Annotated in this window: 15 protein-coding genes; 11 read left to right on the forward strand and 4 right to left on the reverse strand. The window is 31.8% G+C overall.

Annotation, left to right across the window (positions count from 1 at the left end):
* Positions 1-204 precede the first annotated feature (204 nt).
* The 8 genes from ACUN0F_RS00095 (at position 205) to ACUN0F_RS00130 (ending at position 7,142) form a co-directional block, all read left to right on the forward strand.
* On the forward strand, positions 205-1,164 hold the full coding sequence (locus ACUN0F_RS00095) for an ATP synthase F0F1 subunit alpha (protein WP_445538914.1): 960 nt from the start codon (positions 205-207) through the stop codon (positions 1,162-1,164).
* A gap of 614 nt (positions 1,165-1,778) precedes the next feature.
* Positions 1,779-2,969, forward strand: coding sequence for a DUF4046 domain-containing protein (locus tag ACUN0F_RS00100; protein WP_445538915.1), 1,191 nt, complete (start codon positions 1,779-1,781; stop codon positions 2,967-2,969).
* 598 nt (positions 2,970-3,567) lie between these two features.
* Entirely contained in the window at positions 3,568-3,702 is a 135-nt protein-coding gene (locus tag ACUN0F_RS00105) for a hypothetical protein (protein ID WP_445538916.1), read from the forward strand.
* A 468-nt stretch (positions 3,703-4,170) separates the two neighbouring features.
* Positions 4,171-4,584 carry a DUF6018 family natural product bioysynthesis protein gene (locus ACUN0F_RS00110; RefSeq protein WP_445538917.1) on the forward strand — a complete coding sequence of 138 codons (414 nt, stop codon included), beginning with the start codon at positions 4,171-4,173 and terminating at the stop codon, positions 4,582-4,584.
* Positions 4,568-4,726, forward strand: coding sequence for a hypothetical protein (locus ACUN0F_RS00115; RefSeq protein WP_445540860.1), 159 nt, complete (start codon positions 4,568-4,570; stop codon positions 4,724-4,726). The genes ACUN0F_RS00110 and ACUN0F_RS00115 overlap by 17 nt, the downstream gene beginning before the upstream one ends.
* A gap of 101 nt (positions 4,727-4,827) precedes the next feature.
* A complete protein-coding gene (locus ACUN0F_RS00120) occupies positions 4,828-5,541 on the forward strand; it encodes a transposase (RefSeq protein ID WP_445538918.1) in 714 nt (237 codons plus the stop codon).
* Between the two features lie 336 nt (positions 5,542-5,877).
* Entirely contained in the window at positions 5,878-6,507 is a 630-nt protein-coding gene (locus tag ACUN0F_RS00125; RefSeq protein WP_445538919.1) for a hypothetical protein, read from the forward strand.
* A complete protein-coding gene (locus ACUN0F_RS00130) occupies positions 6,507-7,142 on the forward strand; it encodes a hypothetical protein (protein WP_445538920.1) in 636 nt (211 codons plus the stop codon). Before ACUN0F_RS00125 ends, ACUN0F_RS00130 begins: the two co-directional genes overlap by 1 nt.
* A 50-nt stretch (positions 7,143-7,192) precedes the next feature.
* Here the strand turns inward: ACUN0F_RS00130 and ACUN0F_RS00135 are convergent, their stop codons facing one another.
* Positions 7,193-7,771, reverse strand: a complete 579-nt coding sequence (locus tag ACUN0F_RS00135) for a hypothetical protein (RefSeq protein ID WP_445540788.1) — start codon at positions 7,769-7,771, stop codon at positions 7,193-7,195.
* Between the two features lie 19 nt (positions 7,772-7,790).
* Complete coding sequence (locus ACUN0F_RS00140) at positions 7,791-8,375, reverse strand: hypothetical protein (protein ID WP_445538921.1); 585 nt, start codon at positions 8,373-8,375, stop codon at positions 7,791-7,793.
* 125 nt (positions 8,376-8,500) lie between these two features.
* Here ACUN0F_RS00140 and ACUN0F_RS00145 point away from each other — a divergent pair, with 125 nt between their 5' ends.
* Together ACUN0F_RS00145 and ACUN0F_RS00150 are read left to right on the forward strand one after the other, a co-directional pair.
* A complete protein-coding gene (locus ACUN0F_RS00145) occupies positions 8,501-8,884 on the forward strand; it encodes a hypothetical protein (RefSeq protein WP_445538922.1) in 384 nt (127 codons plus the stop codon).
* Between the two features lie 16 nt (positions 8,885-8,900).
* Positions 8,901-9,539: a nuclease-related domain-containing protein gene (locus ACUN0F_RS00150; RefSeq protein ID WP_445538923.1), complete on the forward strand. Its 639-nt coding sequence runs from the start codon at positions 8,901-8,903 to the stop codon at positions 9,537-9,539.
* Positions 9,540-9,771: 232 nt separating this feature from the next.
* Here the strand turns inward: ACUN0F_RS00150 and ACUN0F_RS00155 are convergent, their stop codons facing one another.
* On the reverse strand, positions 9,772-9,978 hold the full coding sequence (locus ACUN0F_RS00155) for a hypothetical protein (protein ID WP_445538924.1): 207 nt from the start codon (positions 9,976-9,978) through the stop codon (positions 9,772-9,774).
* A 522-nt stretch (positions 9,979-10,500) separates the two neighbouring features.
* On the opposite strand from ACUN0F_RS00155, the gene ACUN0F_RS00160 reads away from it, so the two are divergent.
* A complete protein-coding gene (locus ACUN0F_RS00160; protein WP_087986210.1) occupies positions 10,501-11,343 on the forward strand; it encodes a nucleotidyltransferase in 843 nt (280 codons plus the stop codon).
* Positions 11,344-11,580: 237 nt separating this feature from the next.
* On the opposite strand, the gene ACUN0F_RS00165 is transcribed toward ACUN0F_RS00160, so the two are convergent.
* Positions 11,581-11,805 (reverse strand): exosporium leader peptide-containing protein, encoded by a 225-nt coding sequence (locus tag ACUN0F_RS00165; protein ID WP_445538925.1) that lies wholly within the window; start codon positions 11,803-11,805, stop codon positions 11,581-11,583.
* Positions 11,806-11,832 lie beyond the last annotated feature (27 nt).

Consider the following 11,832-nt stretch of genomic DNA (forward strand, 5'->3'; position numbering starts at 1 on the left):
TATATATTTGGAGTTTATACTGAAAAAATTTATATAAATTGAAACCAGTTATGTTAAATAGAAAATATGAACTTTGTAATATGAAAAAATGCATATATTTAGAGGTTGAAAAATACCATTAGTGTAACTGTAATGGTTACAGATAAATTGTTAAATGTTGATTTAATTAACCTATTTAAAAATAGAATGGAGATGTTATAGGGTATGAAAAAAGTTATTTTAGCAGGTGCATTAGGAATTGCTGCTCTTGCAGGCACAAATTTACCAGGTTTAGAAGCAACAAAAGCGAGCGCAGCGGTTGAATCAAATATTCAGTCAATTGAAGGACGCGTTTTAAAGGTCGAAGCAAATTCCTTTGAGATTGAAGCAAAAGGATTTAATGAAAATATGGATAATCCTAACCGTTTGACAGTCAATACAACTCAATTAAACCCAAATGTAAAAGTTGGTGATATTATAAAAGTCACTGGATCGATATGGCGTTCATTTGGTGATAGTATGGTTCCTGAGTCTGTTGTTAAAATTAATAATAACCATATTTTAAACCATCAAGTAAATGGTTATGTAACAGGTGAAATTAAAGAAATTGGGAAAAGATTTAACGACTCAATTAACTATGTAATGGTTCCTTATATTAATGAATACGGTCAAGAGGAAGATATTGAAGTTCGTTTAACTCAGGGACAAAAATTTAAACTAGGAGATCAAGTTAAAATTAATATAGAGTCTGCCTTTGGGCGTGGTAACTTGAATGCAGGTACAACGGTTACGGATAACATCGAATTGGTAAAAAATAAAGATACATTGGAACCAGGTGTTTATTTTGAACAAAATGGTAAAATGGATTACGTAGTAGGAAAAGTTATTTCAGTAAATAGAGATACATCTACACCGGCTTATCCTGATAACGTCCTAAGAGTACAATATCCTAACTCCAAAGGGGAAAATGAAAGTGTATTTGTATACCTATCAGATGGATTTGTAGAACAATACTTATCAAAAGAGGAAAAATTTCATGTAGGGGATATTGTTAAGGTGAATAATATGTCAAATTTAAAAGAATCTCCACTTGGTGGAACTCCTTCTATCTTCGATACAATGGTAAAAATTATACAACCACAAAATACAGATAATGAAGGAAAGTGGATGTTTCCTAACGATTAATATTAATTGATAACAACCATTATAGATGTTTAAAATTTATATATAAAGTTAGAACAGTAGTGAAAGTATTTCAGCACTTTTTAATTTAAATGACGAGTTGTATCGTATCGTACATTATAATATAGTTAATAACTGTACCGATTTGGTACGGTTATTTTTTTATGTAAGAAATAAAAAACTGGCCAAAGTAAATCTTATTTTCTTTCTCAAATTGTTGAATTAAAGTACAATTTAAAAGTGTTTTTGAATACTGTTGCAAATAACTTCTTAGCTACTACAGATTGCTTAAAGAACCCCCATGTGAATATGACAAGGCTAATATATACATAAGAATTTTTATGATTACATCACTTGATGTCTTAAGGAGAAAAGGAGGGTTTCCTTAAAAAAATACACATTTTTTCTTTAATTAAATGAAAAATTAAATTTGTTATTGTAAATAAATTAAAAAGATAATAAAGATATAGATATCCTATAAAGATTTTTAAGTCTCTTTATAGGATATAAAGAAAAGAGTACATTCTCTTGAATTATAAAAATTTAAGGGGATTTCGTATTATTTTTAAACATATTTGTTTTGTTTAATTGTTTGTTTCACAAAAGGAGTAAATAAAATGTGCAATATTGAGCAAATATATCAAGAAATTTTAGATGGTAAAAGACGTCGTTTTCCTCCCAATACATGGAGTGATGATCAAGATAATAATTTAGCAAAGCGTGTAATTAAGTACCTTATAGAAAATGTTTTAAAATGGGATGAGAAAAAAATTATTAGTGATTGGAAGGAAAAGTTAATTATTAAATATAAATTAGGTGGGTTGCTTAGCGTAAAATATAATGGAAGCCCATATGCAATGATAAACGATGTATATCCTGATTATTTCAAGGAATGGGTATTTAAAATGACACCTAAAAATTATTGGACAAAGGAAACGGCATTGGAAGCACTGAAATGGACGATAGAGGAAAAAGAAAAGTTGACGGATAATGAATTATTGGAAGTTTATAGTTGTCATTGGTTGTCCAATCATAAACTGAATTCACCTTGTAGAATTTTTTGGAAAGGTATTCCTTATATTATGATAAACGAATTATACCCAAACCGTTTTAAAGAGTGGGAATTTAAAAAAACGCGTAGTAATTCATGGACAAGAAAAAAAGCATTGAAGGCATTAAAATGGGTGATAGAAGAAAAAGAACAAATGGACAATCAACAAATAAGAATAAAAATTAGTGTACTTTGGTTAGCCCAAAAGGGATTAAGAACACCATTAGAGAGGTATTGGAATGATAGTCCTTTTAATTTCATAAATGAATTATACCCTGGACGTTTTAAAGAGTGGGAATTTCAGATGACACCTAAAAACTATTGGACAAAAGAAAGGGCGTTAGAGGCATTAAAATGGACGATAGAGGAAAAAGAAAAGTTAACTAAAGAACAACTTATACAGGTATATAATAGACAATGGATAATAAACCAAGGATTAAGAACTCCTTTAGAGCGATATTGGAACAATAGTCCATATGCCATGTTAAACGACACGTACCCAAGGAAATTTAAAGAGTGGGAATTAAATAGAGTTCCTTGTGGTTTTTGGACAAAAGAAAGGGCGTTAGAGGCATTAAAATGGACGATAGAGGAAAAAGAAAAGTTAACTAAAGAACAGCTTATACAGGTATATAATAGACAATGGATAATAAACCAAGGATTAAGAACTCCTTTAGAGAAATTTTGGAACAGTAATATACATACTATGTTAAACGAACTATATCCGAAACAATTTGTAAAAAACATAAAAGTCTAACATAATTAACTTGTAAGAAACTTTATTAGATAGAAATTATACAAAAAGGAAGAGTAGAGAAATAACATTGGCATTTTCCACATCTTCCAAACCAATTTTAGGATTTTATATTTTTTACCTTCTCTAGTACCAAGGATTTCATCGCTAATTAAAGGTTACAGTTAGGAAAACCTTCTTCAATTTTTCGTTGAAATGTATTTTATTAAATAAGAAATGGTACATTTTATGGAACTAATTCCAGTTTGAGTAAGAAAATGTTGTGAATTTGTCTAACAAGTACATTAAAAAGGAGCATGTTATTATGTATTTGCAAAATATGATGTCAATAAATTATCCATTTAGAATTTATGGAGCTTGTTATATTTTTTTATTAAATGGAGGCATATTGTGTCAAAATGTTGAATCAGAATCTGCATGTTACGCTTAGGAAAATAATCCAAATGTTGATTATGTTGTACCAGTACCAGGTATTGAATGCTCTAGATTCTCTGATGTTTTTTACTAAAAGTAATCATAGTTTGCATTATGATTTTTATACAAATTACTTTATCAAATAAAAATTTTTGCATACTTTTGAATAGAATTAACGTATTTGTGAGTGATTTTAACACAAATCGGAGTCGCACCTCTTATAGGTGCGTGGATTGAAATAGATACGATGGGGATGAAGCATCGTGTTGATTTTGTCGCACCTCATGTAGGTGTGTGGATTGAAATGCTTTGTCTTCGCTAAAGGGTTAGCCAAGACCTTGTCGTACCTCTAGTAGGTACGTAGATTAATACTGATAAGATATTTGATAGTAATTTATTAGGAGTTTACGCATTACCCGAAATTCAACTCTCACTTACCTTTGGGGTTTCTTCCTTCACAGGGTTGAGGAATAAGAATTCTTTTGGATAATGCGTTAATTTTAATTAATACTTCTTGAAACCTATAATGTTATTATGTAATATAAAGGTATATTGTTAGTTTATTTGATTCCGTTTATTCCCACACCTTTTTATATTGTGGTTGAGTTGTAGAAGCAAGTTGCGTCTTGTTTCAATTGTGAAAGGGCTTCTTTGAGCCGATTAGTGTATAAATAGCTTATTTTGCTATGCACATTTTTAATCGACTTGAAGAAGCCCTTTTTGTGTTGCTTTCAAGTTCGCAGGCTGGGTTATGAATCATAACAAATTACAAAATAGAGGAGATATGAAAATGAAAAAAGATTGTAGACACTTAAGACTAGTACCAACAATAGATGAACATAAAACACGAATGGAAAAAAATCAGAATTCATATGCTGCACCAGCCATGTCATCTGAATCCAGAGCAAGAGTAAATCAAATGAGAGGATGTTTTGAAGCTGAAATTATATTACCAGATGGTAATTTTCAATATTTTAAACCAAACACTCTTAATGAAAAGGAAGCTATACAAGAAATTGCATTATTTATTGAGGGCATCCAGGAAATGAAGGTAGGCAATGTCATCTTATGGCGCTTTGTCGGGCAACAAAGTTTTTATCATGGTGCAAAGATCGTAGCTGAACCGAAGTTTCATAAAATCATGCGTAAGCTGAAAGATTATTTTTTTGACTACGAGGAAGTTGTTTATGAGACTGAAAAATAAGGAAGATAGAGGGATAGATATGAAAAAAGATAACTTTTGGGTAGTGTCAGATGATCCAAAAGAGCAATCCAAAGAGCTGGATGATATATTCGCTGGTTTGGATGAGCTGTCGGAGATTACAGATGATGAACTACCATTTTAATTATGTTGAGGTAGTGTATAGAGGATAAAAGGAAGAGCTAAGTGATGTATATACTTGGATCTTCCTTTTTTATTGTAAAAAAGAACTTGGAGGCGAATATTATGTTTACAAAAATTTTTATTTGTCTATTTTGTTATGTGTTTTTGGTAGTTCGTAATTCAAAGAAAAAATTTCTAATAGAAGAAGCCAAGAAAAAAGAAATGGAAAATAAACCGGTGGAACGCCTCGTTTATTGGTGCCCAAGAGAAAATAGACCTATTGGAAGGGAACAAGAGCGTGTTACTGTTCCAACAAAAGAAATCACCTTAGAAAAGGATGTAGCAAGTATTTATGATTTAGTTGCTACATCTGTTCATGAGAATCTGGGTGAGGAAGAGAGTGACAGATTAAAACATGAGGCTATAGAAGAAGAGGAGTATGCTGAAGATTTTCATCATACTCCTGCTTCTGAAGCTGTTTATGGTATTCCTTTTCCAAGTGATGAGGATATACCAGTGGAATTATTAGAATATGAGGACATGCATCCAGAATTAGAATATGTTTCGTTTCCATCAGAAACAGAACACATTTTTCTTGTTCAACAAGGAGTATACGATGTAGGAGATATGGATTTTGTGAAGTGGACTGCAAAAGTGATAAGAAGAGAACAAGGACTGACACGTGTCATGAATATGTCTAATAAAAAGCGTTATTGGATTCATACAGAGGGAGAGATATTACCAGAAAATCAATTACTGTATATGGAATTAAAGGTCGATTCACCTTATTCTTATACACTAGTTGAATGGAGTAATAGACAACTAGGGAATATATAAATCTATTTCCTAGTTGTATTTTCTTAGTTAAATAGCATGAAATACAGCATTATCTCACTCATTTGTACAAGAATAAAACATTTTTTTATTTTTGTACAAATGAGTGGGACAGAATGATTCACCATATAATAATATTCGACTATAATGAGACATTGTACGTCATTGTAATATTAAAATGTTTTGAGATTAAAGTGATTAATTAATCTTAGAATAGGAGTTTCGAGACCTCCATATCATATTACAATGCTTAAAATAGATTAAATCCAAACATGAGGATTATATGAAGTTAAAAATATTTTTAAGTTAAAAAATAACAATTTTGAAAGGTGAATGTAAATGAACATTAATTCTTTAAGTAACAATGTAGTAGAAAAATTAGAACAAACAGTGCGCTATGAAAAGAAACAGGTCCAGGTATTACGTGTAAGTAAAAGTAGCTCAAATGTACATGCTTACATGATTTTTCCGGAATTCTCAGAGGGTAAAATTTCAAATACCGAACTGGATGAATATATAGAAAACCTGTCAACAAGCGTGAAGTATGTCATTGATCGCAAGTTGAGTCAACAAGAAATTGAAAAACAAAATCATTCTTTCATTATGACGTGTGAAGTCGAGGAAGATGGTGTGATAGATGATGAAACAATTCATTTTAATACGACGTATGTGAAACCACCAACAATTGCAAATAAAGTCTTTAAGTTGGTCTGTGGATTAGGAAATCGCTTAGATAGCTTAAAAGAATTACATATTACAGTATTAAATAATAATATTAATCGAATTGAAATTGAGTTTTACAATGACAATGAAACATATGTGGCAGTAGAAAAAGAGGAAATTGCAAATGCAATTATGGGGGCATATACAAAAGCAAATATCTATTATGCAGCAGATCTTTATTATGCTGCAGAAGGAAATGAAATCAAATTAAAGAGCATCAAACCCAAATTAGCGGGTGATGTGTGATGAAACAAGAAAAAGGGATGCTTGGAGTCCTATGTACGCTTGTTTTAATGATTTTACTACTTATACCCTTACAAGCAGCTCAAGCTTCTGTAAAAGTAGATTTTAATGAATTGAAGGGGAACGATGTTTCATCATCATTTAAAGAAGGTCTAAACAATCGAACGAAAACAACAGAGAAAGATGATTCATTTGGATCATCAATCATACAAAAGATTGAAGGATTGTATGCGCCGGCTTTTAAAGTAGGAGTCAATATCTTTTCTATTTCATTCGTATTAGGCGTTATTGTCATGGTTATGGCATTAATAACAAAGAATGGTCAATGGATGAAGTGGGCAACCGGAAGTATGGTTTTCTCATTTATTAGCATGATGTCTATGAGACTAAGTGTGTACTTCTTGTTCAGTTCCGATGTATTTTCGTTTATGAACATCTTTACGGATTTTTTAGACCTGTTTAAAGCAACAGCACTTATTTTCACACCATTTATGTTAATCGCAGGTATTCGTTTAAGAAGAATTCATGAGAGTACGAAACAGCCTGAGTATTACCGTTGGGCCAACCGTGTCATAACAGGATCTTGTTTGCTGTGTCTGTTAGCCGTACTTGCTCCATGGCTATTTGCTAATATGTAAAGAACTATATATAAAGAGATAAAAGGTACTGAATATACATTCAGTACCTTTTATCTACCCATTAGGTTCTTTCTTTCATATTCTTCAAATACTTCTTGTGAAATTGGCGATAGTATGCCGCTCAAATACACAGCGGTATATATAAAGTATTGCTCATCACTTGTTTTAATTGTATGAGTACCGTGTTCTTCATTATTTGGAATAATTCGTTCGATTTTGAGTTGTTTTTTATCACAAACGATCTCTTTTACTCGATATAAATTATGTATAGGTAAACGATCAATATACAAACAAATGCGCTCTAATAGAAATAGAATAATAGCCATTTGTAGAATGAAAGCAATCTTTAATAGAGTTGGTATGGATGCAAATAATACTAGAAATATAGAGACCAAGAAAATATTTAGCTTTGAAAACCATTTTTCGTGTTGATTTAAAGAAATAATACTTTTCTTATTCTGAAACACCTGGAGCCTTGTTATAAGAAAAATAATTGCAAAGATTCCTTCATAACTAAACCAGGTTTTCCACTCCGTATCAGTAAGTTCTAGCAATATATATATGATACCAGTAGATACGAACAGTGGTACCAGCTGTACCAAACTAAATAGTATGGTATGTTCTAACATTCTTTTCTTGTAGATACGATTAGTAATTGAATCCAAGTTTCTTAACTCCTTCTGCAATTTTCATGATGACACCACCAATAAGAAGATGGTATTCGCCAATTCCTTTTTCATTTACGTACCAACACATATAGTGCCGGATACCTTCTTTTGCACCATGGTCATGTAAAGGAAAAGGCGATGCGTATTTTTTAGATGACATATTATTATCACCGAAAGGTACCTGTTCTGCAAGTGCAAAACGTTTCTTCGAATCATTTATAATCCAACAACCATAGTTTACTGACCCATACCATATTGCGTCTTTATGAATGGGATCAATAGAAGGTTGTGCTGGATAGGTTTCAGCTTGTATTTGCGCTTTTTCTTCACGAAGTTGCTGATGTATGTGTGAATTCAATGGATCTTCCGTTCCGATTTCATAGGTTTCCTCAAAGTTCCCACACTCATAAGGGATTAGGGGATTATTTGAATCAGCTGCTAATTGTAGACTGCAAGAATCTGATTTTGAAAGATAGTATACACAGTCTTTGCAAGTGAAAAAGTTTGAAAAAGCTGAATCTGTTTCTTGTTCTGTTCCGGTATTATCTACTACAAGTTTTAACATGTCTATCACAATCCTTTTTAGGCTAGTTCGTAAATTAATATAGACGTATCATATCATGCTTATTATTAAATGTAAATATTTCCCAATTAAAAATAACCTTATTTATTTTGAAAGGACTGTTTGTTATGAAAAAAAATCGAGAATATATTGTTTTACGAAATTCTATATTAATAGGCTGGTTACTGACATGCTTCGTAATAGGTCTATCTATCTATTTTTCTTCTGTTGTTTATTTATTAATCGGATGTTTCATTCTATCGTTAAAATACGGATTAATGGGTACCGTGAAAAATGTGGAAAAACGTTTGCCTACCTGGGCCAACTTTGGCGTCATTGAAAAACCAGTAAATAGAAGAGTGACCAGACCTTTTCAGTTTCGAGGTGGGCTCCTTGTTTCATTAGCATTAGGATTCGTAGAGATGGTGATAAAAGGCTTATGTATCTCATATTTTATTTTAGGATTAGAAACGCATGTATATCGTTTAATGCGCAGAAACGCAAGGGTGTAAAAAGGGGGCTTCTATTATGAAAGTATTGATATTTGAATTAATTCTCATTGCGGTTCTGATTCCGTTGAATATTGTTGTGAAAAAACATGTACCGAAATGGAAAGGAAAAGCCGGAGAGAAATTAGTGAACCGTATATTGAGCAAGTTGGATTCTGAAAGTTATCGCGTGTTACATGATGTTACGGTTTATACGGAGTTCGGTGATACAACGCAAATTGACCATATTGTTATCGCTGAAACAGGTGTATTTGTTGTAGAAACAAAGAACTATGAAGGATGGATATATGGAAGTGAGAAAGCGGCAAGGTGGACACAGGGTATTTTTAGAAAGAAATCCTCTTTTCAAAATCCACTTCGACAAAACTATAAGCATATAAAAGCAATTGAATGGGTGATGGAACAACAGCTGCCTTGTATATCTATTGCAGCCTTTCATCCAAAATGCAGTATAAAAAGGGTGAATGTTCCTTCTAAAGATAAGCATGTCTTATATTATAACGATTTAAAAAAATGTATCGAATCTTATATTGATGTGAAACTGACAAAAGACGAGGTCGAGCATATCTACCAAACTATTTTGCGAACAAATATTGGCGATAAGAATATAAAGAAGAAACATGTGAAGTATTTACAGAATAAGTTCGCTAAACAATAAGAAATGGGGAAAGGCCAATGTTATATGTAGTAGAGTTTATCGTAATCTCTGTAATAGCTATTCGTCTTAACATGAAGTATTACAAGTTAAAAGGAGATTCAAAAAATCTTGTGAAAAGAATAAATAAGTAGTTGAGAATAGTAAACTTTATGAATATAAAATCCACACGGAAATTTTCAGAGAACCCAATTATATAAGTAAAGCGCAATTGAAAATAGGCTAGGAGTTTTTTTTATGGAATTAATACTTGATATATTAATTCATTATCAGTCATAGTTGGACATGACTGCCAAGAAGGAACAAATCTATGCCAATACTGCTGTGTCCACCCATTTTTATAAATACATAATTTCCACCGATAATGTGGGTGATGTGAATGAACATCACATTCATAATCATAACTTGAAAATTCAGGTTGAATGTATAAATTTGTCACCATAATCTCCCCTATACAATTAAAGCATTTAAAGTATTTTATTAGGTATAGATGTCCAAAGTTATAATACAAATGCCTAAATTAAAAAAACACTTTATAAACAATTCAATAATTAACTTTAATTGAATGGAATTTCATAAATCTCATAAGTATGACTTTAACAAGAAATGCTAGCAATAAAGGTATAAATAGTACCATGGCAAGTTTGATCGCCATGTCATTCATAACTGGAGTACCGCCAGCATTTTGGCCCCCCACGCTAAGATCATGCAAGATTTTATACAGTTTTTCGGCTAATCCAGTAACAAACAATAACCCTAAAACCGCGCTAGAATAGGAATGTATAAAAAAATGTATAGATCCATAGAACAAAAAAAGAAGGTTCCCTTGTGAGAGTAGGGTTCCCCTTTTTCTTTGCTACCGATAATGAGACGTTATGTTAACCGAGCATGTATGCGATATACAGAAAGGGGAACGAGCTTTATAATAGATTTAATTATCATAAAATAAAAAAGGAGGAATGTTATGCCTACTATTAAAGAAATTGGAAATTTATGCATGACAGATAAAGAAGGATATATTATTAACCATTCAAATAAAAACAAGATTAATCCTATTTTTCTCCCAATAATAGACGATGTGATTCACATATATTCCACTTATCTCGGAAATGATTTACACAGTGTATATATAAGAGGATCCATTCCAAAAGGAATAGGTATTAAAGGAATAGCTGATTTAGATAGCATAGCTATTGTCAAACAAGACCCTAACAACTTACAGTTAAGTTGGACAAAAAAAATAGAACATGAATTAAATCAAAAACATAGTTGCGTGGATGGTATTGAACTGAGTTTTCACTCCTTAGAAGATATCTTAAACAACTCATCTTTTTCTATAATGAGTTTTATAATTAAAACCCATGGAGTATGTGTATTTGGAGAAGATATAATACCTCAATTACCAAATTATAAAGCCAATGAACCTTTAGCAAACAATCATCTTATTCACTTGAAGAAACAAATTGAAAATGCTTGTGATGACCTTCAAGGCAACACTGATACAGAAGATATTAAAGACTGTTGTAAATGGATTATGAAAAACATAATAAGAGCGGGGCTTGCACTTATCATAACCAAGGAAAAGGTATATACAAGAGATTTGTACCCCGCCTATAAACTTTTTTCAAAACACTTTCCTGAAAAAGAAAATGATATGAAAAAAGCACTTGAATATGTGATAACACCCATAATAGATACAAAAACATTGTTATCATTCTTAAATGAGTTCGGACAATGGATGATTGATCAAGCCAATGAATGGCTACAATTTTACAATCCAAATAGAGAACTAAGTATGAAAATATAGCTTAATTACTAACTTCCGCTTTCGAATTTTACGTAAACTAGCATCTCTTGAAGGGGCTAGTTTTTTTGCTTAACGTGGTTTTTTCCGAAATGCTAGCGATACCCTATGCCTATCAATCTAAAGTTTTAAATTATCCCCAAAACGAAAACTTTGTGTCTTTTATAGCAACGAAGTTCATTTTTATCTTTTTGGGGGCACCCCGTTCTATTAGCTTGATGGGTATGGGTCTGTATCCCTTTAAGGATTAACTCCTACTCCAACTGGACCATTCCCCACTGGAATAGTCGCAATCACTCTATTTACTATCCCATCAATCACGGAAACGTTGTTATTATTAAGATTTGTTACGTAGATAAGGTTAGTAGATGTTAGTCCAGTTGGTAATTGAAATGGTGGAATTGGCGGTAATGTAGGACCAATTAAACTTGGATCTAATGTAAAACCACGTATTACTTCTCTCAAATTATATTTATTTTCTTTATTCATGTA

The sequence above is a fragment of the Bacillus sp. 1A genome (assembly GCF_052682215.1).

What these genes read in the sequence shown, in the direction of transcription:
- ACUN0F_RS00095 (WP_445538914.1), top strand. Translation starts at nt 205, where the DNA reads ATGAAAAAAGTTATTTTAGCAGGTGCATTAGGAATTGCTGCTCTTGCA.
- ACUN0F_RS00100 (WP_445538915.1), top strand. Translation starts at nt 1,779, where the DNA reads ATGTGCAATATTGAGCAAATATATCAAGAAATTTTAGATGGTAAAAGA.
- ACUN0F_RS00110 (WP_445538917.1), top strand. Translation starts at nt 4,171, where the DNA reads ATGAAAAAAGATTGTAGACACTTAAGACTAGTACCAACAATAGATGAA.
- ACUN0F_RS00115 (WP_445540860.1), top strand. Translation starts at nt 4,568, where the DNA reads ATGAGACTGAAAAATAAGGAAGATAGAGGGATAGATATGAAAAAAGAT.
- ACUN0F_RS00120 (WP_445538918.1), top strand. Translation starts at nt 4,828, where the DNA reads ATGTTTACAAAAATTTTTATTTGTCTATTTTGTTATGTGTTTTTGGTA.
- ACUN0F_RS00125 (WP_445538919.1), top strand. Translation starts at nt 5,878, where the DNA reads ATGAACATTAATTCTTTAAGTAACAATGTAGTAGAAAAATTAGAACAA.
- ACUN0F_RS00130 (WP_445538920.1), top strand. Translation starts at nt 6,507, where the DNA reads ATGAAACAAGAAAAAGGGATGCTTGGAGTCCTATGTACGCTTGTTTTA.
- ACUN0F_RS00135 (WP_445540788.1), bottom strand. Translation starts at nt 7,771, where the DNA reads ATGTTAGAACATACCATACTATTTAGTTTGGTACAGCTGGTACCACTG.
- ACUN0F_RS00140 (WP_445538921.1), bottom strand. Translation starts at nt 8,375, where the DNA reads ATGTTAAAACTTGTAGTAGATAATACCGGAACAGAACAAGAAACAGAT.
- ACUN0F_RS00145 (WP_445538922.1), top strand. Translation starts at nt 8,501, where the DNA reads ATGAAAAAAAATCGAGAATATATTGTTTTACGAAATTCTATATTAATA.
- ACUN0F_RS00150 (WP_445538923.1), top strand. Translation starts at nt 8,901, where the DNA reads ATGAAAGTATTGATATTTGAATTAATTCTCATTGCGGTTCTGATTCCG.
- ACUN0F_RS00155 (WP_445538924.1), bottom strand. Translation starts at nt 9,978, where the DNA reads ATGGTGACAAATTTATACATTCAACCTGAATTTTCAAGTTATGATTAT.
- ACUN0F_RS00160 (WP_087986210.1), top strand. Translation starts at nt 10,501, where the DNA reads ATGCCTACTATTAAAGAAATTGGAAATTTATGCATGACAGATAAAGAA.